We start from the raw sequence: 25692 nt of genomic DNA on the forward strand, positions 1-25692 counted from the left end.
GGTTGGGTGACGCAGAAGCTTTTCCCCAACCTATATTAATTAAATGAATGTTTCAGGTGTAAAACTCCCGTGTAAGCCATAGGGAATATGATGTTTGAGGTGTAGTTTTGCAATTTCACCTTTTTCCAAATTTACAGCATCTAAAATTACCACATCTGAACGATGATGTTCTGCATCATAAACTAAGGCTATTAGCCAGCCATCATCTTCTGTTTGGGAATTTGGACGAGGAATAAAAATTGGTTCACCGATAAAACCTGCTGGTGCAGCACTCCATAATTGTCTTTGTTGTAACTCTAAATCAAGTTTGAAAATTGCTTGTAGGGGAGCATTTCCCGTTGATTTATGAGCCGCAGCCGTGTATAGATAACGATAGGATTTACCGACATGATGAGGGTGCATTGTGGGAAATTCACAAGATCGATCATCTATTAAATGATTTTCGACTGTATTGGTTGGTAAATTCAGATTAAACCGCCAAAGTTTGCCAGGAGAATTGGCATCAAAATCTGTTTCTCGATAATCGCTATTGGGTTCAACTTCTGGTAATGATTCATAGCAAATAGAATCAATGATAATTTCATTACCCACTTCAAAAGCATTAACATGATGGAAAATAAAACCTGCCTGAGTTTCTAAAACTTTGATTTTTTTAGTTGGGTTTTGGCGAGGAATAATGATGATTTTTGTAGGTTGATTTTTTTGGACTTTAATACATTGGGCGGCGCTAGATATTCCCAAAGCAAAAGGTATGGGGTTAAAACTAACAGGATTTTGGAAGAAAATACAGTAATTTTCTGTAATCACAAAATCATGAATGAAGCAAAAACCAGCAACGCTATGATTTTGTTTATTGGTGATTTCTCCGTCGGTATTTAACTCAAATATGTTAATTGTAGTTGATAGTCCTGGTGTAATAGCGAAATTAACTAATGTACCATTTGCATCAATTCGCGGGTGGGCGCTAAAGGCTTCCCCTTTAGATAAAACACCGTTAAAGTATTCATTTCCTAATGTTTCTAGAGTGTGCGGATTAAGTAAATAGGGTTCAGATGCTTCCCATAGTGCTAATAGTTTTTTACCCCAATAAATTACATTAGTATTAGCAATATGTTTGATTTTGAAATCAAAGATATTAGCTAACCAGCCGCCCAGTTTTTGTGTACCAAAAACACCACGATAAAGAATTTTACCCGCTTTTTTTTCTGCTAAATAACCTGCTGTGGTAACAAAGCGGTTACGAAAATGGGCGCGGCCATTGGTAAATGTAATGCGGCTAATCATGCCATCACCGTCAAAGGGATGATGTAATTTTTGCCCATTAATATCTAGTAAACCAGGTCCATTTCTAAATAATGTTCCTTGCAATTCTGGTGGTATTTCTCCTTCTATATCATCAATCCAGTAATCAAATTCCTGGTGAAGAGATTCATATCCTCCTTGCCAATCTTTGAGAGTGTAGGATTTTTGGAGATTTTGCTGATCTTGAGGTTCTAATATTTGCATTTTTTCTTGGCTATGGTAAGTTTTTTCAGAAAACCAGGGATGTAAATATAGAGATAAATCTAATTGTCTTCGAGATTTTTATCTATTAAATAAGTACATCATTATCAATTCTATCATCTGGTAGCAATTTAACAAAAAATATGGGTATCAGAGAAGTACAGCTAGTGAGAATGATTAATAACCACAGGGAGTCAAATTGATATTCTGTGATTCCTAACCATTTCATCATGATTGATCCTAATGCGTAGGAAACTGTTCCTGCTACATTAAATACAGACATGATTAACGCAAAAAATGTGGCTTCTATGCCGGGAGGGCAAAGCTTTGTTGATAATACTAATATGGGCATGAATACAATTTGCCCAATCACAGTAATAATCAAACTATCACCTAAGCTAAACCAATGATCATCTATGCCTAACATTCTGTTGGTGTGCGTTACTAATAATAAATTCGTCATTCCTAAAGCTGTGGATAGGAAAATACCCGCAGTAATCATAGTTCTAAAGGGAATGTGCTTAAAGTAACGTTGGAAAGCCCAAACTCCAATTAGGGAAGCAAAACTCGTCACTAACCGAATTCGTCCTAAAAATTCTGGTTGAAAGTGGAGTTCATTAGTTGTGAAATAGAAGAATGCTGATTCGGTTTTTGGTGTAGCGTGCCAAATAAATATAAATAATGTGGGCAACCAAATTGTTTTTTGAGTAATTGCTTGGCGGATTTTTAGTAGTTGATCTTTTGTGTTGTTGCTTTTTTTGTGATCTTTATTAATAGGTTTTTCAGTAATTAACCAAGCTACAGATGAAATAATTAAAGGAAATAATGCTGTTATTAAAAATACTATACGGGTGGTAAAATATTCTAAAAGTAACCCGCTAAGGTAAGCTGTACATAAGGCACCAATAGCTGAACTACCCCAACAAAGAGATTGTAAAGAACCTATTTTGGCTTCTGATTCGTTTCTGGCTCTTTCAACTACTATGGAATCAACTATCACATCACTAATAGCCACAGAGACAGAAGAAAGTACAATCATAATTGTGGCTGTTGTACTGGTATGAGCGACTGTTCCTAAACATCCCCAAGCTGCACAGCCCAGAATTCCTGACATAACTATGTAAGGTTTTCTATGATAACCAAATATGGGTAAACTATCGGAAATAAACCCATATAATGGCTTAATCATCCAAGGTATAGTACAGATTCCCATAATTGTTGACATCTGCACGGGACCTAATAGTAATTCATCTTTGAGAAAAAAGCTGACAGCTAAACGCGATAATGTCAGTATACCTTGAACAAAATAGATGGTAAGAATTGCTATTAACTCAGCACTGGGTTCGTTACCTAAGAGAATTTTTTTGGTTAGTAAATCTTTGAATTTGGGTAAGGTAGGGGAGTCATTTAGCATTTGCATGAATAATGATTAAGTTTTATTTACTTTTATATCATAGATTTTTAAATTGAGGATAAGTTTTTATTAATTATGAAACTATAGGAATCCGGTTTGATTCTGTCAGTCGAGCGATCGCCTTTGGTGAATTTTGTATAGAAGAAACTTTCTTTTTAACCGTGTTCTCTGTATAAATGGTTATATATAAAACACATTAATTGACAATTTCCCAGGGGATGTGACTGAACATTAGTTTTTTGTAAAGTAATATTACAAACCTTGGAAATATATTGAGAAATTGTTCTTGAGGCAAACATAGATTTAAGGTAGAAGCTATAGGACAAAATTGAGGCCAGTTTTAAAATGAACACAAATAATATTCAAAACTATCGCTTTGTCTGTACCTTAACTTTTGGTGATATTTACGGTCAAATTATTGTTTGGTTAATTACGATTACTATTAGCTTGGCATCAGCTTTAGCACTAATGGGCGCAAAAAGACCTGTATACGCTTTAGCTACGGTAGGTCTTGTGGTTCTTTTATCTCTACCTTTTTTACTTTTCGCCTTTGTGACGACTTTATTAAATAATATTGAACTCAATGCTGTAGAGCCAAAAACCAAGACAGAATCAATACAAAGTAGTATTTCACAAAACCCAGTCCAAGTAACTAGCTAAAGGGGATTTCACCAATAGACATTTGGTAAAAATTAAATGTGTGTTTGCTACAACCCTTGTAGAGAAGTTACATGAAGCGTCTCTACATTTTTTTGCACCAGATGTCAAATTTACAATTTCTCTATTACCCTGTCTTGTAGATGGGGAATTTTTTTTTAATCGGTGGTTGATGATGCTTGAACATGATGTAATTATTGTTGGTGGTGGTTTGGCTGGCTGTCGGGCTGCGGTGGAAATTGCCCGGACTGACCCTAGTTTAAAGGTAGCGGTAGTTGCCAAAACTCACCCAATTCGCTCTCATTCGGTGGCTGCTCAAGGTGGTATGGCGGCTTCTTTAAAAAATGTGGATGGTACGGATTCTTGGGAAGCTCACGCTTTTGATACTGTCAAGGGTTCCGATTATCTGGCGGATCAAGATGCGGTGGCAATTTTGACTCAGGAAGCACCGGATGTGGTGATTGATTTGGAACATCTGGGGGTATTGTTTTCTCGTTTACCTGATGGTCGGATTGCTCAACGGGCTTTTGGTGGACATTCTCACAACCGCACTTGTTATGCGGCTGATAAAACTGGTCATGCAATTTTACATGAGTTAGTTAATAATTTGCGCCGTTATGGGGTGCAGATTTACGAAGAATGGTATGTAATGCGCCTGATTTTGGAGGATGGCCAGGCGAAGGGTGTGGTGATGTTTCACCTGTTGGATGGGCATATTGAGGTGTTACGGGCGAAGGCTGTGATGTTTGCTACGGGGGGCTATGGTCGGGTTTATAACACGACTTCTAATGATTATGCTTCTACTGGTGATGGTTTGGCGATGACAGCTTTGGCTGGTTTACCTTTGGCAGATATGGAGTTTGTCCAGTTTCATCCTACAGGTTTGTATCCTGTGGGTGTGCTGATTTCCGAGGCTGTGCGCGGTGAAGGGGCATATTTGATTAATGCTGATGGCGATCGCTTTATGTCCAATTATGCCCCCAGTCGCATGGAATTAGCCCCTCGTGATATTACCTCACGGGCAATTACCTATGAAATCCGGGCTGGTCGTGGTGTAAATACTGATGGTAGCGCGGGTGGTCCCTTTGTCTATCTGGATTTACGCCATCTAGGTAAGGAAAAAATCATGAGTCGTGTTCCCTTTTGCTGGGAAGAAGCCCATCGTTTGCTTGGTGTAGATGCTGTCACTCAACCTATGCCGGTTCGTCCTACCAATCATTATTGTATGGGTGGTATTCCTGTCAATACCGATGGACAAGTTAGAAGTAATAATGATAGTTTTGTCGAAGGCTTTTTTGCCGCTGGGGAAACTGCTTGCGTGTCGGTTCACGGAGCAAATCGTCTAGGTAGTAACTCCTTATTAGAATGTGTAGTTTATGGTAAAAGAACTGGGGCGGCGATCGCTAATTATGTCCAAAATCGGCAATTACCATCCATAGATGAAACACGCTACATCAACGAAGCCAAACAACAAATACAACTCTTAATAGACCAACCAGGACAGTACAGAATTAATCAAATCCGTCAAGCTTTTCAAGATAATATGACTGAAAATTGTGGCGTTTTCCGCACCGACGAAGTAATGCGTCAGGGATTAGAAAAAATCGCCCAACTACAACAAAAATATTCACAAATATATTTAGATGACAAAGGAAAAAGCTGGAATACAGAATTAGTTGAAGCCTTAGAATTGCAAAGTTTAATGGTAGTTGGACAAACCATTTTAACTTCCGCCCTCAACCGCCAAGAAAGTCGCGGCGCACACTTTAGAGAAGACTTTGCCGAAAGGGACGATAATAAGTTTTTACAACACACAATGGCTTATTATTCACCCACAGGAATTGACATTCAATATCGTCCCGTGACAATCACAATGTTTGCACCAAAAGAGCGAAAATATTAATTAAAGATACAGCACTTTCCGGTGTTATGAGGTACATATCCAGCGGGCAAGATGCCCGCACTACAAGAGTTTCATGATTCAACTTTGTACCTCATAAGAGCGGAAACCGCTGTAATATTTAATTTTCTAAAATATGCGGTTATTCGGTTCTTTTTATCGAAAACCTGGTTCAAAATCAATGGCGGCCTTAGAGGATGTTTGAAAAGTTTTTAATGTATCAATAAACCCCTCTCCAAACCTCTCCCCTAAGCGGGGAGAGGCTTTGAAACCCCCCTTCCCAGCCTTCGGCACGCTGCGCTAACGTAGGGAAGGGGGGCTGGGGGGTTAGGTTTTTGGAGATTATCGGTTTCATCTAATACTTTTCAAACAACCTCTTAGAGGATGTTTGAAAAGTTTTTAATGTATCAATAAACCCCTCTCCAAACCTCTCCCCGACGCGGGGAGAGGCTTTGAAACCCCCATTCCCTTGTAGGGAAGGGGGGAAGGGGGGTTAGGTTTCGGAGATTGTTGGTTTCATCTAATACTTTTCAAACAACCTCTTATTGTGTGGGCATTTCATTGAAAATATAGAGATAATTGTTCAGAACCCTTGTCCCGCAAGGGTTTTGTTATAATCAATCCTCAATCACCATCAAAGAGACGCAAGAGCCAAATATGCCCACAATGAGAGGCTGTTACAAAAATGGTAACAACAGTTCAATTTTGTCATTTATCCTGGATAATCTTCTAAATACAATGTCATAAGTAAGTAGACGAAAATAAATCAAAGTAGATTAAGTAATGTAAAAAATCTGGAGATGATTTCGTAGTGAGGGCTTCAGCCCTCAAATGAGGAATAAATTCCTCACTACAAACTTTGAATTATTCAAGCCGTTCTACTTAGCTACCTTAGTCTATACCAAGTTCACCAATGAACAGAAAACCATATCTGATAGCAGTTACAGGGCTTGCTGTTTTATCCGTACAGGCTCTAGCATCACCAAATGGCTTGGCATTTCCCCAACCAAATCATCATTCCAACCCTGTCATAGCCCAAAACTCGGAAGAACAAACGCGAATTCGAGTGAATCAAAAAGCCAGTCCAGCCGTAGTTTATATCAACACAGGTAAATCAAGCGGCAGTGGCTTTATTGTTAGTTCTGACGGGTTAATTATTACCAATGCTCACGTTTTGCAAGATGCACCCGCAACCGTTACTGTAGTTTTAGAAGACGGGAAACGGCTTCCTGCTAACGTGATTGGCTTTGCTAAAAATGGAGTAGATTTAGCAGCCATTAAAATTCGTAACCAGAAGAATTTACCCACATTATCTTTAGCAAAATCAGCCCAAGTGGGACAGTCTGTATATGCTATTGGTAGTCCCTTCAGCTATGACAATCTAAATAATTTTACTGCCGGTGTTTTGAGCAATATTGACGAGCAAGATGGTATAATTAAACATGATGCTAGAATTAATCCCGGTAATTCTGGTGGTCCACTTCTCAATTCCCAAGCCCAAGTTATTGGCGTAAATACTGCTATTCAACTTGATAGAAATAGCAGCAATAGTGGTATTAGTATTGCCATCCTGGTAAATAAAATACAACCTTTCTTAACGGCAATTCGTCAGGGAAATATTTCCCGTTTACGGCGCTAATAGTCTGTTGAGAATTGAGATTTGTATAGGCTTCTAGCTAGTTTGTCTATCTGGACAGGCAGGATGCCCACCCCACAGAAATTAAATGTCCCTTTCCCAAATTAGGAGATTTAAGAAATGATGAAATTAACATTATTAACCACACTATTCTTAACCACCACATTAGCATCTACTCCTGTTTTTGCTCAAGAAGACGCTAATAATCAAATTCGCTTTATCTGTTCTACAAGTCGTTACTCCGAAAATGGAAAGTCTGTTCCTACCACTTTTCTTTGGACACCAAATTTCCAAAAAGCAATGGTGACTTGGACATCTGTTTTAGGAGGAGTTAAACCACAACAACGTTGTCAAAAAGTTTCTGATAACTTCCAAACAGCTTTTAATAACGGCAGTCTTAATTACGTTACCAATGGTGTTCAAAATGGGAGCAAAGTAATTTGTTCTGTGAGTTCAATTGATGGTGGTTGTGATACTGTATTATTTACATTGCGACCTCAGGACAAGTCTAGGGATGTTCTCAAACAGTTAAACAAACTCTGGTTTGGCAGTGCTACGACAGTACCTATTGCACAAAGTTCTGGAGAAGATAAATTTAAATTTTACATTGATATTCGCCAATTCCTCAATACACCACCAGCGAATAAGATGCAATAAAGAAGATTCTCAAAAATTGTAGGTTGGGTAGAACGAAGTGAAACCCAACTAATTTAAAGAAGTTGTCAAGAAGTGTTGGGTTTCGTTCCTCAACCCAACCTACTTAAAGAAGTTGTCAAGAAGTGTTGGGTTTCTTTCCTCAACCCAACCTACTTATTTAACTAATGATCATGTAATCAATCCAGGTGAATCTTATCGCATTCAAGCACCAGATTCTTAAAAATTGTAGGTTGGGTAGAACGAAGTGAAACCCAACTAATTTAAGGAAGTTATCAAGAAGTGTTGGGTTTCGTTCCTCAACCCAACCTACTTAAAGAAGTTGTCAAGAAATGTTGGGTTTCGTTCCTCAACCCAACCTACTTATATTCATCTCCTAATTTACTCAAACAAAAAAAGATCATGAAACACCTATTTTTTACCCTCATTTGCACAACTGCTTTATTAACTATTCCTCAGCAATTGTTATTGATTTCTCCTCAACCAGTTACCGCACAAGAACCTACAAAAAAACTATTAACCTCAGCAAAATTACAAGATTTAGCCAAATCTATCACTGTGAAAATATTAACTAAAAATGGCAGTGCTTCGGGAACTTTAATTGCTAAAAATGGTAATAATTACACTATTTTAACTAATGATCATGTGATGAATCCAGGTGCATCTTATCGCATTCAAACACCTGATGGAAAAATATATCCTGCTAATGTGATTAAAGAAAAACCAGCATCTTTAAAAAATCAAGATGTGGCTTTATTCCAGTTTCAATCAACAGCAGAATATACGATAGCTACTTTAGGAATTTCCGCACCTATAGCAGTAGAACAAAAAATTGTCGCGGCTGGATTTGTGAGTGATAGTGCTAAATTGGTTTTCACAGAAGGACAAATTTCTCTATTACCAGATAAGAGTTTTCAAAGAGGTTATCGCATAGGTTACAGCAATAAAGTTCAACCAGGAATGAGTGGCGGACCCATATTAAATTATCAAGGTGAAGTTATTGGTATTAATGCCGTTCATGCTTATCCTATTTCTGATAAAATATATACTTATATTGACAATAGTAAACCCAGTACAGCCGAACGTCAGCAAATGCGTCAATATAGTTGGGGTTTACCGATTTATAGTGTCGCTAAAGTAGTCAATGAAGTTATTGCTAAATCGCCTAAAAAGATTGATGATTCTGCTTTGATAGCGAAAAAAGGTTTGATTAATGATATTGATAAAATTGCCCAAGAAATTACGGTTTTAATTCCTAATGCTAACCCCACAGATATGGGTTCCGGGGTAATTATTGCCCAGAAAGGTAATATTTATTATGTGTTGACTGCGGATCATGTTATCTGGAATCGTGATGAAAAAAAATTAAAAGATAAGTTAGAAATAGTCGCACCAGATAATCAAAGATATGCTATAAATATCAGCAATGCGAAAAGAATGCCTGGAGTTGATTTAGCCGTTGTTCAATTTACCAGCAACCAAAAATATCAAGTTGCAACTTTAGCAAATTATAGTTTAAACACTAAAGATCAAAAAGTGTTTGTTTCTGGTTTTCCTGCTAATAAACAACAAAATAAAAACAAACCTCACCGGATTTTAACAGCGGGAATTTTGAGTGAACAACAAAGCATTAAGTTCACTACTTATCTAAGTTTCAATAATCAAAGTTCTCTGATACCTGTGCGAATACAAACTGTTTTAAGTGATGGTTATGATCTACTTTATAGTAATATTACTAAGGGAGGAATGAGTGGCGGTGCGGTTTTAGATACCCAAGGAAGATTAATTGGTATTCATGGCAGAGTGGAAGGTGAAACATCACTTGATTTTGATGGTAAAATCAATTTAGGTAGTAGTTCTGGTATTCCCATTAGCACATTTTTAAATTTGGTTCAACAGGTAGGAATAGATTCAGATTTAAAAGTCGAAACTACTGCACCAGCTACACTAAAAAAATCGGAAGAGGATGTAATTAGTGAATATTTATTACCATTGGATGAAGTTCCTAAAAATAGCGATGATGAAATATCATGGCTAAATTATGCCAATCAACTATGGCGTTCTCAAAAATATGCAGAAGCAATCAAAGCTGTTGATAAAGCGATTGCGAAAAAACCGGATTTTTATCAAGCTTGGTATTTCAAGGGGATGATATTTCGTAGAGAGGAAAAATATCCAGAATCTATTGCTGCTTTTGATAAAGCTTTGGAAATTAATCCCAACTTTGCTCAAGCTTGGAAACAGCGGGGTAGAGTGCTGCTTAGATTAGATAAATACTCCGAAGCCTTAACATCTTTTGACAAAGCCATTGCTCTAAGTCCTAATCAATTTGCTCTTTACTTCCTGCGAGGTTTCACGCTTCGTTACTTAAAGCGGTTTCCTGAAGCAATTGAGGCTTATAATCAAGCTATTAAAATTGATCCTCTGTTTAAATTGGCTTATTCTGGGCGTGGTTTGTCCTATGGAGATTTAAAAAAATATCGACAAGGCATAGCTGATTTTACTCAGTTCATTCAACTTGACCCTAAAGACGCTGGCTATTACAATCTAAGGGGTTTGTATTACGGACAATTAGAAGAATACAAACAAAGCATAGCTGATTCAACTCAAGCCATTCAACTTGACCCTAAGGATGCCGACTACTACTCAACAAGGGGTAGTGCTTACAGTGGATTGAAAGAATACAAACAAGCCATAGCTGATTATACTCAAGCCATTCAACTTGACCGTAAAGATGCAACATACTATTTAGTGAGGGGTAATGCTTACCTTGAATTAAAAGACTACAAACAAGCGATTGATGATTACACTCAAGCCATTCAACTTGACCCTAAAGATGCAAGATCCTACTCCTTGCGGGGTGGTGTTTACTCAATATTAAAAGACTATAAACAAGCCATAGCTGATTTAACTCAAGCCATTCAACTTGACCCTAAAGATGCAATCTACTACTCCTTGCGGGGTGGTGTTTACTCAAAATTAAAAGACTATAAACAAGCTATATCTGATTTAACAGAAACTATTCGTCGTGACCCTCAAAATGCACCATACACCTGTGCAAGGTCTCAGATACTCTGAATTTAAAGATAATAAAAACATCCTTATCGCTTACACTACCATAATGTCTACGACTTACGCAGATAGGGGTGGTACTTACTATGACTTAAAAGAATACAAACTGGCGATTAATGATTACACTCAAGCCATTCAACTTAACCCTAAAAATGCCGAGTATTATGCTATTCGTGGTGGTATTTACTCTGTCCTGAAAGAATACAAACAGGCGATTGATGATTACACTCAAGCCATTAAAATTGACCATAAAAAGGCAATATACTATGATTTTAGGGGTCTTGCTTATTTACAATTAAAAGACTACAAACAAGCCATAGCTGATTATACTCAAGCCATTCAACTTGATCCTAAAAATGCAACATACTATGGTGGTAGGGGTTTTGCTTACTTTCAATTAAAAGACTACAAACAAGCAATTAATGATTGGAATCAAGTCATTAAAATTGACCCTAAAAATGCAACATACTATAGTGCTAGGGGTGATGCTTACTTTCAATTGAAAGACTACAAACAAGCAATTAATGATTACACTCAAGCCATTAAATTAAAATCCGACTTTACCGAAGCCTACTATGTTCGGGGTATTGCTCACTATTTCTTAAAAGACTACAAACAAGCGATTGATGATTGGAATCAAGCCATTAAAATCAAACCTGAATTTCCTGAAGCATACACCAATTTAGGTATAGTTTCCTACGAAATGGGAGAAGTAGAAACAGCAATTAATTATTGGCGAAATGCGATAAAAATCAATAGCAATGTTGCAGAAGCACATCTAGCTTTAGGTGTAGCTTTGTATGCTAAAGGCGATAAAGAAGCGGGTTTGAAATCGGGAGAAACGGCATTAAAATTAGATAAACGTTATGGAAAGATAGAGTTTCTCAAAGAAAATGGTTGGGGTGACAAGTTGATAAAAGATAGTCAGGAGTTTTTGAACAATCCTCGGATAAAAGGTTTGATTTAGAACCCACCTTCCGCACCCTTAGAGGATGTTTGAAAAGTGGTATTCCGTAATTTTCATCACATTGCTACCCCCCTTTCCCCTTGTAAAGGGGGGAAACAATAAAAATCCAGTTCCCTCCCCTTTACAAGGGGAGGGTTAGGGTGGGGTAAAAAATATTTGATACATCAACCATAACTTTTCAAACACCCTCTTAGTATCACAATCGGTAATTTCGGATTTTTCAATACTTAAAAGGATGATTTTTATACAAAAATGTGAAAATTTCAAATAGCTATAGCGAAGTGCTGCTGTAAGCATTTCGCTAGTCCCAAATTTCCCAACGACCAATTTTCCTTGTGTGACGGTTTAGGGTGCGAAAGGTGGGTTATCACCAAAAAAAGCTACTTATGCTTAGGTTGAAAATTCGGCAATTCTACAGATGCTAAAGATTTGCGTCCCTTGGGTGGTCGTTGGGGATAAATCAATGGTGAAGGCGATTTATGGTCAGATGTATTTTCATCCAATAACTTTGGCAAAACATCATCAATTGGTAAATTTGATTCCGTTGTCGGGGAAATATCCAACCAATAATCTTCCATTTCCACAGTATTGATCTGATGGCTGAGAGCGGTGGAAATGATTGGAAATTCCTCTATTAGTGATAGTGGAAAATCTTCCTTTCCAGAATTTTCAGTAGTACCATAAGGATCAATTTCTATCTGCAAATCCTGTTTAATTATTATTTCTGGTTGTGCATAATTTTCCGAAGTAGATACTAAAGTTTCTAAAACAGATATATCACCTTGATGAATATTTACTTTTGCCTGTGTCCCCTCCTCCGTTGTGTCAGATGATGGTGTAATAAAAAACCGATGAATTATCCCTTCTAATTGCTGGTCTAGGGATAATACTCCAGAATCATCTTCAGTTGTTGATGGAGTTGTTGATTCATCAACTTGTGTAGGCTGAGAGATTACTGGTTCTGGATCATGGGGATAATTTTCCGAAGTTGTCACTGTAGACTTAACCCAGGAATTATTTACAGACTCATTCACAGAATCTGTCTCCCCTGTCCAAGGTCGAATAGGTTGAGCATTGGGAAACAAAGACCGGGCTTTTCTGGAGAATCGCGTTTGTTTGTGAATCACATCATGGGGATGATGGATATGATCTTCTAAATTTTCATGGCTAGGAATGGGAGTATCTAGACATTTTTCCAAAGCCGATTTAAACTGCATGGTCTGTCGTTGTTGGCGCATTAGTCTAGCCCGCAACTCACGACAGGTATTTTCCGAGTGTAATAGCTGCTGGGACTCTTGACTGTAGTTAGCTTGCAGAAGCGAACATTCTCTTTCCAAATGTGCTAACCGCTGTTGGCTAATTTGCAAATTAGCTTTATAATTTTCAATACAAATTTCTTGTTGTTGAACTGTTTGGACAGATGTTTCTAACTGCTGATACAGGGAATGAATTTGTTCTTGACCAGCGGAAAGTTCTTGATTTTGTTGGTTAAACATAGATTCCGTCACACTAGACCGGGTTTTGTGCCATTGCAAAATCTTTTCGGCTTCAGCTAATTCGGTTTTTAACTGCTCTACCTGAGCATAGAGATGATTATTAGCTGTAGTTAATTCTGTATTTAACTTGAGTAATTGCTGAAATTCTAAGTTGATCTGTGCTTGTTGATCAATATTAGGTTCTGCAATCCAGTCTTGTTGGTTGCTGTCTTCCAATTTTTCCATAACTACGGTTTCACATTGACAATCTGTAGTTGGCCGATAGCGTGGCGTTAGCTTGATTAGAGGTAAATTTGTCACGGTCATATTGTGATGATTCACAAATACGTAGCCGTTATCAGTTATTTACACAAAGAAAAATTGACTCTTGATATTCGACAATTGTTAATTATCAGTTGGCAATTGTCAATTACTTAAGGTAGCCAATGGGGATGAAAGCCCACTAATGGCAGTTGTTCTGGTTTAATATCTATGTTGATATTATCAGGGATGGGTAGCAAAGGCATTAACCAAAGACTACTACTAGCAATGGGTTCGCCGTCATCTGTTTTTAAGGTGTTAGCGGGTAGTTGGGCTGTGTTGTTGGTCACGGGAACTACTTGGTCAAATAAGAAGCCTAAACCGTCGGGGGCTAAATGGGTTTGCACATTGCGTTGAGCAGCGGGTAAGAGTAGCAATGGTTTTTGTACTCCTGTTTTTAGGTTAATGGATACCAAGTAAGGCTGTTCTATGTATTGTTCTTTAGAAACCAGTTGTGTAACTAAGCAGTAAAGGTTAGGGGAGGCTGGGTCAAACTGACAGCTAAGAATTGAGCCTGTTGTTTTTAATAGTTGTTTTTGTACGCCTTGGTTGGTGACTAAAAACAAATCTCTTGTATAGTCGGTGTTAAATTTGACCATTGCTGCCTGTGAACCGTCTTTAGAGAAGGCTTGTACTAAGCCAAATTGAGGCAGAAAATCCAGGGGTTTACTGCTGTTACCTTCTAAGGATACAATTGCTGTTCCCTGTCCTTGAGAAACGGCTACGGCTTTGCTGTCGGGTGTGATCAGAAAATCTCCGCCTGGTTGTCCTTGTAATCGTTTTGGGGTGGGTTTTTCGCCGGAATTGTCATTTTGGGTGGATAAGTACCAGAGGGCAAAGTCACCGGGATTATCTCGTTTACCTCTTTGAATAACGATGATTTGTCCATCTGCGGAGAGGTCAAATTTGAGGTTTTGATATTCTTTGTTATCTAAAATTAGGTCAACCTTACCTGGGGCTGCTGTTTCTTGACCAATTTGATTAGGTATGCCTGTGGTTACTGTATAAAGTTGGGCGGAGAGGAGGTCGGGATTTTTGGCGGAACGGGCGGAGAAGAGGATTTTTTCACCATTGGGGAATGGCTCAAAATCCATAACAATTAAGTCTTTGGGAGTAAGGACTTTTTTTTGTTCTTGGGTTAAATTATAAAGTACCAACTGCCCTTGGATTTCTGGCGCAGAGCCAATATAAAGGATGGCGCGATTGCGGGTGGTGAAGTTCCCTGTAAAGGGCTGCATGACGCGGTTTTTCCCTTCGGCTTGAGAGTATTTATCTTTGCCTTGTTCTAATTTGACTTGGTACGTTGTTCCGTAGGGGGCTGGGGTGAGGAGGGTATAGACCATTCTTCTGCCTGTCCAACTAATTTTCCCGGCTAGGGGTGGATCTATTTTTAAGTTGTCCTCAATGCTTTTGAAGTCCATTGGCCGACTAAAGGTGAGGGAGAAGGAGAGATCCTCCGCGCCGATTTGTTGGTTTTCCCAGGTAAAGTTGCGGACGCTAGGTTTGACTACATCGCCTTTCCAGATGATCAATCCGATGAGCATACTCAGGAGGAGCATGACTGCGATCGCAATTCCGTCTAATGGTTGTATAAGTTTATAGGATTTGCTCATCTAACGATTTTGGATTTTAGATTTTAGATTGATGATCCTGACTAATAACTGTAAGGGTTTTGAGGTTGGGGAATTTTTTTCAGAGAGTTGGCTTTGATTGTTAATTGACGTTTTTCGGCGACTGTTTGTGTGGTCATTTGTCCTTCTATTTCTAACCATGTATCAGGCGGATACTGTTGCCGTGTTCCAGATATTTGGACTGGTAATCCCACGGGATAAGCATCTGCGGCACAACAACTGAGAACAAATCTGGCTAAAAATATATATTCTTCACTGACGTTAGGTTGATGAATCACAAATCCCTGAACTTTTGCCTTTTGCCCTGTGTATGCGTCCGGTTCAGGATAGACATTCAGTGTGCGTACCCAGTCTACGAGCGATCGCTCTTCTGGGCGAACTGTAGCCCGAAATGCTTGAGGTTGAGCGCGACTAGCACCTGTTGATTCAGTGACACCCCGATCTAGGGCTGTTTGACTGGCAAAGACACGGGGTGTAATCATTAACCCTAAAATTGCCGTTGTTAGTAGTAAAAAACTGCCCCAACCAGGGGGAAATAAGTTAATATGCCCAGGATTAGATATTTGGGGACGGTGACGGTTTTTCCACAGTTGCAATCCTTTGGAAAAACCAATGATTAATAAGGCTATTCCAGCTACAACTACTAACCAAAAGAAGTCCGGGTGGATTAATAAGTAGAGTTTGCCTGTTAGCCAATATTTCAACATGAGAATACCCCAAGCTGTAATGGCTAATACATCTAGCCAAGGGATGAGTTTATTTGGGGCTTTAGTTTGGGAATTCAGCATTTTTGGGTGTCACAGATGATAGAGGCAGGGGGCAGGGAGTAGATGAACAGAAATTATTGACTACCTTTTTCTTAATCTTCAGTTACTATGTTCCCACTTTCCTCGGATTTAAACCCTATACCTCACACCCCACATTTCCGAGATAAAGGGGAAAATTCTCATAAAAATGGGACTGAATCCCAATTAGATCACGTGCAGATTCAGAAATAAGGTGAATAAGAGCGTCAATTGTCCAGCTAAGAAAAATAGATAGATCAGGGCTTTTGGCTTAAAAATTGATAGCATCAAACCAATACCTTTAATATCAATCATCGGTCCAAATACTAAAAATGCTAACAATGACCCGCTAGTAAAAGTGGAAGCAAAAGATAGGGCAAAGAAGGCATCAACTGTAGAGCATATTGATACAACTGCTGCTAATACTAGCATGGCTAAAATTGAGCTAATTGGCCCAGCCCCAAGACTAAGAATCAAGTCACGGGGGGCTAAAACTTGGGTAGCGGCAGCGATCGCACTTCCTAATACCATGACTCCGCCTAATTCCCGGAGTTCTTGGAAAATATTATCTAAGAGGGAGCGGAGTTTCTCTGATAAGGGTTTACTGAGGTTAGAAATTGCAGCAACTTCACTGTAATTATTGTCTATGCGTTGTGATGCTCCTGTTCTGCCGCCGAGAATATATGTTCCTGATTGCAATAAATTCGGTGTATTAGTTTGGGGTTGTAATTGAGATTGTTGTCCCCTGCGGTTTGTTTTCGGTGGTGCTGGGGGGTTAAATTTGAGATAACGGGCGATCGCTGGCTGGAGAAAAGGAACTAAATCTGGTTGAAAACTGAAGATAAAACCAATAATAGTCGCAATAGCCAGGGAAAATACCACTCTTAACACTACTATTTCCGGTTGATCACGGAATGCCGTCCAAGTTGACCAAATTACAATGGGGTTAATTGTTGGCGCTGCTAATAAAAAGCCAATTGCTACTGGTGTGGGTACTCCCTGCATCAATAACCGTCGTGCCACTGGCACATTACCACATTCACAAACTGGAAACAAAAAGCCGATCATACTGCCAAATAAAGCCCCCAATAGGGGATTTTTGGGCATTTTCTCCACCAATTTACTTTCATCAACAAATAGTAGTAATAGACTGGATAAGAACACACCCAGCAGTAAAAATGGCATCGCCTCCACTAGTAGACTGAGAAATATTGTAAAACCATTGTTCAGTTGATTCATGGGCGTTGTATTCAACAGCAGTTCTGAGTTTTAGGGTTTTGTTTTGTCATCTTATTTTTGAGTCACCTATACGGGGATCATTGATGAAACTACTAAAAGTCGATCTCATTATAGTCAGGCAATTATAGCAGTCCCCAATAATTTGTGAAAAAATTCTCTGTTTTTTAACTTTTATTTGGTGAATTTACAACTTAGAGACAATAAATACATACACCAGAATTCAGGTAAACTGAGGCGGAGTAAAGGCTTTGTCTTGTATCTTTCCCCCAACTCCCCCAACTCCCCCTACTCCCCCTACTCCCCTACTCCCCCTGCTCCCCTACTCCCCTACTCCCCCACTCCCCAACTCCCCTACTCCCCTACTCCCCCTACTCCCCTGCCTCTTTTTACCGACTGACTCTATAAGCGCTCATGGGTTCTTTGATAAAGCGGATGTAAAGATGCCTAAAGGTAGATTTAATCACACGGGGCATAGCAAAATCTATGGGCATTAACTTTTCGGGTAATTGCCAATCTGTAATTTGTAATAAATCGGGTGATAAATTCGGAAAGTGAATATCACTTAATTCTGGACATATTCCCAATCTTTGGGAAGCTGCAACTGTGGGAACTTGTGCGGGTGCAACTTGGAGAATTTCTAACATTGCTCTATCTAAAGCAAATACATTACTTGCAGCTGCTAGAATTTCTAATTTCCGAGGTTCTCCCCCACTTGGTCCATTACCTTCATGACCAATAATTCCATCTAAAATTGTTAAAGTTGGATTAATTGCTCTGGCAGTTTCTACCAACATTTCTCCGAATTTGTTAGCATCTTTGCCAGCTTCCATGTGCCACCAAGCTTTCATTTTCCCAGGAACACAGCCAAAGAGATTTTTTACTCCTAAAGTTAAGGTTAATTGCATATGAGATTTCACTTTAGGAAGATTAATAATCACATCTGCTTCCATTGCTTCTTTAGATAAAAGCAAGTGATTAAAATTATCGTTTACCGTTTGATAACGTTTACCATGAAATTCCACAAGTGGTAACTTTAGTTCTTCCAAAATTGGTAATAACCCATTGGCTATAGCCACACCTTTAGCACTACCAAAAGCGGGACTATCGCCTAAAAATGGGTTGCCACCAACGGCAATTACCATTTCGGCAACGGCACGCACTAATTCTGGACGGGTGGTACATTCTTTAGTCGGACGAGAACCGGTGAGTAAGTTGGGTTTGAGTAAAACGCGGTTTCCCGGTTTCACAAAAGCAGCCATACCCCCTAAAGGCTCTAGGAGTGTTTCCAAGGATTCTTTTAAAGCTTCCTGTTCGTAAGATTTAGCCCGAATCAGACTCACAGATGGTTTTTGTGTTGACATGGAAAATAATTGCGTTATATTACATTCAGCATTAATACTGTATCAAAAATTAAACTATAGTGGAAAAGTTATTCCTACTTTGACAAAGATGAATCTAAATAACAGTTATGGTAGGGAGTTTTATGAAATACTAATTTTGCTAATATTTATTTTATTTCTCAGGGTAGATGAAACAGCTAAAATCACGCTCGCAAGATTTACGCGGCCTATTTGAGAAAAGTATCACTATAGAATATGTAGCCGAACCTCTCAAGGCTGTGTCGGTTGATGCTGATGTCAAAGAAGTATTACATTGGATGCAGTTACAAGATTTTGATGTGGTAGGGGTAGAGACAGAAAATATTATTAGTGGTTATGTGGAACGTTCTCATTTAATACAATGTCAGGCTGGAAAATGTAGCGACTACCAACAGATATTTCATCCCCAAGAATTAATTGCTATTTCCACACCTTTGATGAAATTATTGCCTATCTTAGCACAAAAACCCAGATTATTTGTCTTAGATTCTAACCAAGTTAGTGGTATTATTACTTACGGTGATTTACAAAAAGCCCCTGTGCGAATGCTACTGTTTAGCTTTATCACCCTTTTAGAAATGAATTTGTTACGATTGGTCAGGCTTTATTATCCTCAAGATTCTTGGCAACAATTTCTTAAACCTGATAGACTGGAGGCGGCTCAAAAATTATGGCGTGAGAGTCGAGAAAGAAACGAAGCTACAGATTTATTAGACTATTTGCAATTTTGCGATAAGCGAGAATTGATATTAAATCAACCAGAACTACTTCCGCAATTAGGATTGAATTCAAAACGCTCTGGGGAAAAGTTTCTCAAGTCTGCTGAACGTTTACGTAACCGTTTAGCACACGCTCAAAACTTAGTTAGTGGTTCTTCTTGGCAAGAGTTAATTTCTTTGGCTGAAGCTATGGAAAAACTGTTAATTTGTTGTGAACAGATTGAATAATATCAATAGTATTTATTGCTGATTTGTTGAATAGACAACGCGCAGACTTTGGACTAAAATAACCAGAGAAGCGATCGCCATTAATAGCCCCCAAAACCAATAAGGTAAAAATAAATACCTCTGCATTTGTCCTGTATCTGATAATCCTAGGGGACCCGCAGTATAACTAAATAAATAATCAAGTTGGTGATAGGTACTGACACAAGCCTGCACACCTAAAAATTGAATTGCAAACCCTTGTACCCAAAGAGGTGTTTTTAACGCAATTCCCAATATCATCAAACCTAACAGGGGAATAGCCACAAAGCCAAACCAAGAACGCACCCAAATTAATGTAGACAGCAGTAAAAATCCACCTAAAATCTTTAAACTCAAGGAAGTTGTTTTCCAACTCCCAGAAGCGAGAATTAAGCTGGCACCGGCAATAGGTGGACCCATTGGACCCGCAGCCGCTACTAAGCCGATACCAAGGTATCCCCAGGTGTTACTTAAAGTATAATGAGCTACGCCAGAACCGTTACCAAAAATTTCTAGTTTTTGAAATTGTCCCCCCAACATCAAAGCCATCAAACCGTGACCCATTTCATGAAACCAAGTAGCTAAGATAGAAAATGGGTACAAAATATAATTACCTATGGGTATTTGCCACATAATTGCTGTGACTATAGCCGCTGCTACTAACCAGGTTAGCCCCATTTGTTCTACTTCTGTTGGTGTTTCTTGAGTAAATAAAGGTTTAGAATTTGAATTTTTACTGGGTTCTCTCATTAGTGACTCTCCTGCACGTAATTACACCAATTAGCTGAGTATTCTTGAATCTAAATAATTAGACAAAAATATTTACAGTCATTGCGAGGGAAGGGAAGCAATCACAACCCTTGGAATTGCTTCATTTCACTTCGTTCCATATGGCTAACGCCACGCTGCGCTAACGCAATGACATTGTGTAATTAATTGTGTCCCACTACTTATCCTAATTTACTTCAAGAGGAAGTGTTAATTTCCTGAAATTTATTCCCAAGTGGCTGCATTCCGCAACACACTGGGAATTTCACCTTGCGATAAGGGAAACTCTAACATTGTTTCTTTATAACCTAAATACCCAGATTCAGTAAAAGACAAAAGCATTCGTTCCAGTGCAAACCAAACTTCTGATTCATATTCCCAATCATGATAGCGTCTAGCACGTCCAGCAATGGAACGTAAAGCCCAAAAGTAAGAATTTCTAACCACAGAACCGCCTTTTTTAAATTCTGGTACATCTTCATGATGAATAAATAAAACATTATTTTCAATTCTGGCTCTCATACTCATAAATCAAATATTCTGTAGGGGCGCAGGGTCTGCGCCCCTTGAACCCAAGGACTGCGCCCATTCAATAGCAAGAAAGAAGAAAAAGTTCCTTATTATAGACTTTTATAATAAACCTTTCATCTCATTGCCAGTGCATACCGCTATAGCTGAATGCTTAATTTATTTTCACCTGACTAGCTGCTTTTGTCGCCTTTTCTCTAGCTTCTTGAATATCCCCACCTTTTGCTAAAGCCACACCCATGCGACGATAAGGATGAGCAGTAGGTTTACCAAATAACTTAATATCTACATCTTTTTCAGCTAAAGCTTCAGCTACACCAGTAAAAGTAATAGAATCAGATTTTTCCGAAGCTAAAATTACCGCACTTGCAGAAAATCCTAACTGTTCAATATGGGGAATTGGTAAACCTAAAATAGCTCGCAGATGTAATTCAAATTCATTCAAATTCTGAGAAATTAATGTCACCATCCCTGTATCATGGGGTCTGGGAGACAGTTCTGAAAAAATGACTTCATCTTTAGTAATGAAAAATTCAACCCCAAAAATTCCCGCACCACCTAAAGCATCAGTAACTTTTTTAGCAATTTCTTGAGATGCTAAAATTTTATCTTCAGAAATAGCTGCGGGTTGCCAAGATTCTTGATAATCACCTCTTTCTTGACGGTGACCAATGGGGGAACAGAAAATTGTCGGTGCGTCCCATTGTTTAATAGTTAGTAAAGTAATTTCAATTTCAAAATTAATAAATTCTTCAACAATTACCTTTTGGCTATCACCACGAGAATTAGAAATAGCATAATTCCAAGCTTTTTCTACTTCACTTCTATCATTAACGACAGATTGACCTTTTCCAGAAGATGACATCACAGGTTTGACAACATTGGGAAAACCAATTTTTTCAGAAATAGTAATTAGCTCTTCTAAAGTGACAGCATAACCATATTTAGCAGTCCTAATTCCTAATTCTTGATGTGCTAATTCCCTAATTCTGTCGCGGTTCATGGTGTAATTAGTCGCCGCTGCTGTGGGAATAACTGTAATTCCTCTTTGTTCAAATTCTTGTAATTTTTCGGTTCTAATTGCTTCAATTTCGGGAATAATAAAATCGGGTTGATGTTTATTGACAACCGCTTCTAAATCATCAGCACTTAGCATAGAAATAACTTCTGCACAATCAGCTACCTGCATGGCGGGTGCATCGGCATATCTGTCCACAGCAATGATATAATTGCCTAGACGTTGAGCAGCAATGACAAATTCTTTTCCCAGTTCTCCTGAACCAAGCAGCATTAATTTTTGGGGTAGTTTTAGCTTCTTAATCATAAGTTCGATACCGCAGATGTTGATTTAAATATCTTGTCATTATTTTACATAGTTTGGGGATTTTTGCCGAGGAGGTTGGATAAAAAAACAGGACAATTATTAAAAATACTCTTGACAAGTTTCCAAGTTTCGGTTATTGTTTAATTACAGTGGAAATCTGTGCGCCCATATATATAGGGTTTTGTTTTCCCGAAAGTATTTTTGTCTGAATCAGGATATCCAGGATTTGAGGATTTTCAGGATGTTGTTGGATGATTTTATTTTGTCAGAATCAGGATATCCAGGATTTGAGGATTTTCAGGATGTTGTTGGATGATTTTTGGTGGGAGTTTGAGGTTTTATTTGTCTGAATCAGGATGTCCAGGATTTGAGGATTTTCAGGATGTTGTTGGATGATTTTTGGTGGGGAGTTGGTTTTTTTTAGGATGTTTTTGAATGATTGTTTTTGAATAATTTAAACCAGCTATAAATTACCATCCTGTTAATCCTTTAATCCTGGTTATCCTGATTCAGACAATATCAATGGTGCGTCGCGTAGTTAATTTATGTGTACATTTTATAATCTTTTGGTTATTCTAACGCACCCTACAAGCTATTCATAAACTTTACTTCTATGGGCAATAAAAACAACTGTTACCATTTTTAAATCATCATTAACTTCATAAATAACTCTATAGTCACCTACTCGATAACGATAATAACCTGATAACTCACCTTTGAGAGAGTTTATATTAGGATGATTACGAGGATTAATTTTTAAACGATCAAAACATCTATCTAACTTCCGTTGTAAGATGGCAGAAGCAGATTCAAAAAACTCCCCTGCATTAATACTAATAACAACAGTATAATTAATATTTTCGTTTAAGTTGGTCAACAGTAATCACCTTTCCTTGTTTTACGTTTTCTCTAGCATGATCAAAATTTTCTTTAAATCCTACAATTTCTAATAACTCTTGAGTAGCATCATCTTCTCTTGTTGCTAGATATGCTAAAAAATCAACTGCTACTAGTAATTTTTCAGGTGACAGTTGTTCAACATATTCTTGGATTTGTTCACGAAGTTCTAGTGTATTCATAGATTATTTTGATTATTTACCCAATTTGATCATATCTTATTCTGTAATATTCTGAATCAGGATATCCAGGATGTAAAGATTTACAGGATGTTATTAGATGATTTTTGGTAGGGAGTTGGTGATTTTTTTGTCAGAATCAGGATGTCCAGGATTTGAGGATGTACAGGATGTTATTGGATGGTTTTTGGTAGGGAGTTGGTTTTTTTTAGGATGTTTTTGAATGATTATTTTTTAATAATTTAAACCATCTATAAATTACCATCCTGTCAATCCTTTAATCCTGGATATCCTGATTCAGACAAATGCAAATTTCATCACCAACAAACTATCTATAAATTACCATCCTGTACATCCTTTAATCCTGGTTATCCTGATTCAGACAAATACAACTTTCATCACCAAACAAACCATCTATAAATTACCATCCTGTACATCCTTTAATCCTGGATATTATCTCGACTTCGCTCGATAACCACCTGATTTGTGACAATTAACGCATTCCTAACACATTCTACGCACTCAAGCTTACAACATCTATAAAACGTGCAACTGCAAGATTTTTGCGGTTGAGTTTAATTTGTTCAATTTTATGTAATGTTTCTGCTGTCATGTAACTTTCACCGCAATGAGGACAACTAATAATAGGTAGATTTTCAATTATTAGTAATTCTTCTCCTTTCCCATAAGTTCTGGTAATGTTGCGGATATGTACACCTTCGCTATTACAAATGTCGCATTTCATATTTCTGTTACCTGATTTTAAACTGTATATACTGTAATGATAACTAATTTTCCGCTCAGACTGAGTTTAGTGATAATTTCAATTTCTACACCATCGGTGGTTACTCCTCTAATGCGATATTTTGATTCTGCGGTAATTCTGTCTTTTTGACGTTCTATAATTTCACCATTCAGGATACTTTGTTCGATGTCATATATTGTTAAGTTATCATCGTTCATTTCTTCTTCTGCATGAAGTGTCATTACATATTGAAGTGATGTAATTTTTTCTCTTATTCTTTGTAATATTTCATCAAACATGACATGATTTATGTTGGTTTTCAGGATAGGTAATGTATAGTATCACAATCCTGTACATCCTAAAATCCTGGACATCCTGATTCTGACTTAATATTTTTCTGTAACCCTTAAATGTTACAGTTTACAAGTCTGGACGCGAGAGAAGAACCCAACCCATCTTCCCACCCAATCTTCCTTCCCTCCCCATAATCCACTAAGAATCTCCATAATGCTAAATAAGGGAGGTGGCCTTCTGGTGCTTTCTTGTCAAAAGTAATATCTGTGTAGTACAACCAGTCTCCTCCTTTTCTCCATCCTACCTTGTCCCCGAACTTCTTCCAGATGTCTGAGTTATATCCTCTCGTTCCACCTAAACTTTGATAAATGCGTTTTTGCACAGAAAAACCAAAACGCCCATCACTATATTTTACCCACAATTGGTCAATGGTGCGGAGGTCTTCACAGGGAAAATTATCAATATGTTCATCATCTAACCAACCTTCCTTTTCCCGTTTCGCAACCGCTAACATTACCCGTAATGTTTCCGCGTCTGCTTCTTTCCATTCCCCTTGTGCGAGGTAGTCACCCAGTTTCCCGTAGTCCATATTAGATGTTTGTAGAGACGTTCCATGGAACGTCTCTACATTTTTGATGAGTTGTTGAATATCAAAATTAATGGGTTTTTGAACCACCAAACCCAAATTTTCCCGAAACTTCAACACCGTCGGAGTCCGCTTTTCCGGTTCTATTTCCATACCCTGCAAAATAGCATCATTCACCCTCTGACTAATGCCAGAATTATAATGTCTTGGTGCGGGTAAAGGTTCATCATCATATTTCCGGTTTTGTGCGGGTACGGGACTAAATTCACCCTCTTTGTTGAGTCCGTCAGCCGTGAGCAGATAATATAAAGTAGCAGCTAAAGCATAAACATCGGTATGGGGTCCAAAACTCCCTTTGCGACGATATTGTTCAATAGGTGCATAACCTTCTGTTAAAGCATTTGTCATGCTTTTAGTTGCAATACTGCGAGTTAAACCAAAATCAATTAAAACCGCTTCTTGTTTATTTTGTCGTAAAAGAATATTTGCAGGTTTAATGTCCCGGTGTAAACTGCCTTTAGCGTGAATATATTCTAAAGCCTGACCAATTTGATTTATATATAATAGTGCTTCGCTTTCTGCCAATTGTCCATTTTGTCGAATATATTGAAATAAAGTTACTCCATCAATATATTCCATCACCACGCCAAAAAGCTCACCTGCTTGAATGACTTCATGGACTTTGAGAATATGCCTATGATCAGTAAACCAAAAAGTTTTTCCCAAAAAGCGATTCCTATAAAACACTGATGCTATCATCAAACAATCAGTAA

At 38.1% G+C, this 25692-nt stretch carries 22 protein-coding genes; 7 read left to right on the forward strand and 15 right to left on the reverse strand.

From position 1 onward, the window contains the following. Positions 1 to 39: 39 nt before the first annotated feature. Positions 40 to 1506, reverse strand: coding sequence for a carotenoid oxygenase family protein (locus HEQ36_RS12275; protein WP_053539293.1), 1467 nt, complete (start codon positions 1504 to 1506; stop codon positions 40 to 42). An 85-nt stretch (positions 1507 to 1591) separates the two neighbouring features. Beyond that, positions 1592 to 2917, reverse strand: coding sequence for a folate/biopterin family MFS transporter (locus HEQ36_RS12280; RefSeq protein ID WP_168637075.1), 1326 nt, complete (start codon positions 2915 to 2917; stop codon positions 1592 to 1594). Positions 2918 to 3262: 345 nt separating this feature from the next. Between HEQ36_RS12280 and HEQ36_RS12285 the strand changes: the two genes are divergently transcribed. The 6 genes from HEQ36_RS12285 to HEQ36_RS12310 all read left to right on the forward strand — a co-directional run bounded on the left by HEQ36_RS12285 (position 3263) and on the right by HEQ36_RS12310 (position 11803). Next, entirely contained in the window at positions 3263 to 3577 is a 315-nt protein-coding gene (locus HEQ36_RS12285; RefSeq protein ID WP_039203801.1) for a hypothetical protein, read from the forward strand. 172 nt (positions 3578 to 3749) lie between these two features. Further along, positions 3750 to 5477, forward strand: coding sequence for a succinate dehydrogenase/fumarate reductase flavoprotein subunit (locus HEQ36_RS12290; RefSeq protein WP_168637121.1), 1728 nt, complete (start codon positions 3750 to 3752; stop codon positions 5475 to 5477). A gap of 910 nt (positions 5478 to 6387) precedes the next feature. Continuing rightward, positions 6388 to 7113 carry a trypsin-like peptidase domain-containing protein gene (locus tag HEQ36_RS12295; protein ID WP_168637076.1) on the forward strand — a complete coding sequence of 242 codons (726 nt, stop codon included), beginning with the start codon at positions 6388 to 6390 and terminating at the stop codon, positions 7111 to 7113. 117 nt (positions 7114 to 7230) lie between these two features. Then, the gene (locus HEQ36_RS12300; RefSeq protein ID WP_148761569.1) at positions 7231 to 7767 is read left to right on the forward strand and encodes a COP23 domain-containing protein; all 537 of its coding nucleotides are present in this window, start codon (positions 7231 to 7233) and stop codon (positions 7765 to 7767) included. Positions 7768 to 8166: 399 nt separating this feature from the next. Then, on the forward strand, positions 8167 to 10842 hold the full coding sequence (locus HEQ36_RS12305; protein ID WP_168637077.1) for a serine protease: 2676 nt from the start codon (positions 8167 to 8169) through the stop codon (positions 10840 to 10842). 43 nt (positions 10843 to 10885) lie between these two features. Beyond that, a complete protein-coding gene (locus tag HEQ36_RS12310; RefSeq protein WP_168637078.1) occupies positions 10886 to 11803 on the forward strand; it encodes a lipopolysaccharide assembly protein LapB in 918 nt (305 codons plus the stop codon). 380 nt (positions 11804 to 12183) lie between these two features. Here HEQ36_RS12310 and HEQ36_RS12315 read toward each other — a convergent pair whose 3' ends face one another. The 5 genes from HEQ36_RS12315 to HEQ36_RS12335 all read right to left on the reverse strand — a co-directional run bounded on the left by HEQ36_RS12315 (position 12184) and on the right by HEQ36_RS12335 (position 18615). Continuing rightward, positions 12184 to 13605, reverse strand: coding sequence for a hypothetical protein (locus HEQ36_RS12315; RefSeq protein ID WP_290707824.1), 1422 nt, complete (start codon positions 13603 to 13605; stop codon positions 12184 to 12186). 107 nt (positions 13606 to 13712) lie between these two features. Beyond that, positions 13713 to 15212: an Ig-like domain-containing protein gene (locus tag HEQ36_RS12320; RefSeq protein WP_168637080.1), complete on the reverse strand. Its 1500-nt coding sequence runs from the start codon at positions 15210 to 15212 to the stop codon at positions 13713 to 13715. A gap of 41 nt (positions 15213 to 15253) precedes the next feature. Then, positions 15254 to 16018, reverse strand: coding sequence for a TIGR03943 family protein (locus HEQ36_RS12325; protein ID WP_039203806.1), 765 nt, complete (start codon positions 16016 to 16018; stop codon positions 15254 to 15256). A gap of 183 nt (positions 16019 to 16201) precedes the next feature. After that, positions 16202 to 17254 carry a permease gene (locus HEQ36_RS12330; RefSeq protein WP_168465727.1) on the reverse strand — a complete coding sequence of 351 codons (1053 nt, stop codon included), beginning with the start codon at positions 17252 to 17254 and terminating at the stop codon, positions 16202 to 16204. Between the two features lie 386 nt (positions 17255 to 17640). Next, positions 17641 to 18615: a DUF362 domain-containing protein gene (locus tag HEQ36_RS12335; protein WP_168637081.1), complete on the reverse strand. Its 975-nt coding sequence runs from the start codon at positions 18613 to 18615 to the stop codon at positions 17641 to 17643. A gap of 167 nt (positions 18616 to 18782) precedes the next feature. On the opposite strand from HEQ36_RS12335, the gene HEQ36_RS12340 reads away from it, so the two are divergent. Further along, complete coding sequence (locus tag HEQ36_RS12340) at positions 18783 to 19580, forward strand: exocyst complex component Sec10 (RefSeq protein WP_168637082.1); 798 nt, start codon at positions 18783 to 18785, stop codon at positions 19578 to 19580. Between the two features lie 12 nt (positions 19581 to 19592). Here the strand turns inward: HEQ36_RS12340 and HEQ36_RS12345 are convergent, their stop codons facing one another. The 8 genes from HEQ36_RS12345 to HEQ36_RS12380 all read right to left on the reverse strand — a co-directional run. Then, positions 19593 to 20348, reverse strand: coding sequence for a M50 family metallopeptidase (locus HEQ36_RS12345; protein ID WP_168637083.1), 756 nt, complete (start codon positions 20346 to 20348; stop codon positions 19593 to 19595). Between the two features lie 243 nt (positions 20349 to 20591). Next, positions 20592 to 20888: a hypothetical protein gene (locus HEQ36_RS12350; protein WP_027403863.1), complete on the reverse strand. Its 297-nt coding sequence runs from the start codon at positions 20886 to 20888 to the stop codon at positions 20592 to 20594. A gap of 160 nt (positions 20889 to 21048) precedes the next feature. Then, positions 21049 to 22218: a formate-dependent phosphoribosylglycinamide formyltransferase gene (gene purT / locus HEQ36_RS12355; RefSeq protein ID WP_168637084.1), complete on the reverse strand. Its 1170-nt coding sequence runs from the start codon at positions 22216 to 22218 to the stop codon at positions 21049 to 21051. A 592-nt stretch (positions 22219 to 22810) separates the two neighbouring features. Beyond that, positions 22811 to 23095 (reverse strand): type II toxin-antitoxin system RelE/ParE family toxin, encoded by a 285-nt coding sequence (locus HEQ36_RS12360; protein ID WP_168637085.1) that lies wholly within the window; start codon positions 23093 to 23095, stop codon positions 22811 to 22813. Next, positions 23070 to 23297: a hypothetical protein gene (locus tag HEQ36_RS12365; protein ID WP_027403866.1), complete on the reverse strand. Its 228-nt coding sequence runs from the start codon at positions 23295 to 23297 to the stop codon at positions 23070 to 23072. The genes HEQ36_RS12360 and HEQ36_RS12365 overlap by 26 nt, the downstream gene beginning before the upstream one ends. A gap of 511 nt (positions 23298 to 23808) precedes the next feature. Then, positions 23809 to 24039, reverse strand: coding sequence for a type II toxin-antitoxin system MqsA family antitoxin (locus HEQ36_RS12370; protein WP_027403867.1), 231 nt, complete (start codon positions 24037 to 24039; stop codon positions 23809 to 23811). Between the two features lie 17 nt (positions 24040 to 24056). After that, positions 24057 to 24281 (reverse strand): DUF4258 domain-containing protein, encoded by a 225-nt coding sequence (locus tag HEQ36_RS12375; RefSeq protein ID WP_196803142.1) that lies wholly within the window; start codon positions 24279 to 24281, stop codon positions 24057 to 24059. A 164-nt stretch (positions 24282 to 24445) separates the two neighbouring features. Continuing rightward, the coding region (locus tag HEQ36_RS12380; protein ID WP_290707831.1) for a serine/threonine-protein kinase at positions 24446 to 25692 on the reverse strand (1247 nt) is incomplete at its 5' end.

The organism is Anabaena sp. 54 (genome assembly GCF_017355725.1).
In the GTDB taxonomy this organism is placed as follows: domain Bacteria; phylum Cyanobacteriota; class Cyanobacteriia; order Cyanobacteriales; family Nostocaceae; genus Dolichospermum; species Dolichospermum heterosporum.

Bases quoted from the DNA above. Each gene is read 5' to 3' on its own strand.
- HEQ36_RS12275 (WP_053539293.1), bottom strand. From the start codon at position 1,506: ATGCAAATATTAGAACCTCAAGATCAGCAAAATCTCCAAAAATCCTAC.
- HEQ36_RS12280 (WP_168637075.1), bottom strand. From the start codon at position 2,917: ATGCTAAATGACTCCCCTACCTTACCCAAATTCAAAGATTTACTAACC.
- HEQ36_RS12285 (WP_039203801.1), top strand. From the start codon at position 3,263: ATGAACACAAATAATATTCAAAACTATCGCTTTGTCTGTACCTTAACT.
- HEQ36_RS12290 (WP_168637121.1), top strand. From the start codon at position 3,750: ATGCTTGAACATGATGTAATTATTGTTGGTGGTGGTTTGGCTGGCTGT.
- HEQ36_RS12295 (WP_168637076.1), top strand. From the start codon at position 6,388: ATGAACAGAAAACCATATCTGATAGCAGTTACAGGGCTTGCTGTTTTA.
- HEQ36_RS12300 (WP_148761569.1), top strand. From the start codon at position 7,231: ATGATGAAATTAACATTATTAACCACACTATTCTTAACCACCACATTA.
- HEQ36_RS12305 (WP_168637077.1), top strand. From the start codon at position 8,167: ATGAAACACCTATTTTTTACCCTCATTTGCACAACTGCTTTATTAACT.
- HEQ36_RS12310 (WP_168637078.1), top strand. From the start codon at position 10,886: ATGTCTACGACTTACGCAGATAGGGGTGGTACTTACTATGACTTAAAA.
- HEQ36_RS12315 (WP_290707824.1), bottom strand. From the start codon at position 13,605: ATGACCGTGACAAATTTACCTCTAATCAAGCTAACGCCACGCTATCGG.
- HEQ36_RS12320 (WP_168637080.1), bottom strand. From the start codon at position 15,212: ATGAGCAAATCCTATAAACTTATACAACCATTAGACGGAATTGCGATC.
- HEQ36_RS12325 (WP_039203806.1), bottom strand. From the start codon at position 16,018: ATGCTGAATTCCCAAACTAAAGCCCCAAATAAACTCATCCCTTGGCTA.
- HEQ36_RS12330 (WP_168465727.1), bottom strand. From the start codon at position 17,254: ATGAATCAACTGAACAATGGTTTTACAATATTTCTCAGTCTACTAGTG.
- HEQ36_RS12335 (WP_168637081.1), bottom strand. From the start codon at position 18,615: ATGTCAACACAAAAACCATCTGTGAGTCTGATTCGGGCTAAATCTTAC.
- HEQ36_RS12340 (WP_168637082.1), top strand. From the start codon at position 18,783: ATGAAACAGCTAAAATCACGCTCGCAAGATTTACGCGGCCTATTTGAG.
- HEQ36_RS12345 (WP_168637083.1), bottom strand. From the start codon at position 20,348: ATGAGAGAACCCAGTAAAAATTCAAATTCTAAACCTTTATTTACTCAA.
- HEQ36_RS12350 (WP_027403863.1), bottom strand. From the start codon at position 20,888: ATGAGAGCCAGAATTGAAAATAATGTTTTATTTATTCATCATGAAGAT.
- purT (WP_168637084.1), bottom strand. From the start codon at position 22,218: ATGATTAAGAAGCTAAAACTACCCCAAAAATTAATGCTGCTTGGTTCA.
- HEQ36_RS12365 (WP_027403866.1), bottom strand. From the start codon at position 23,297: ATGAATACACTAGAACTTCGTGAACAAATCCAAGAATATGTTGAACAA.
- HEQ36_RS12370 (WP_027403867.1), bottom strand. From the start codon at position 24,039: ATGAAATGCGACATTTGTAATAGCGAAGGTGTACATATCCGCAACATT.
- HEQ36_RS12375 (WP_196803142.1), bottom strand. From the start codon at position 24,281: ATGACACTTCATGCAGAAGAAGAAATGAACGATGATAACTTAACAATA.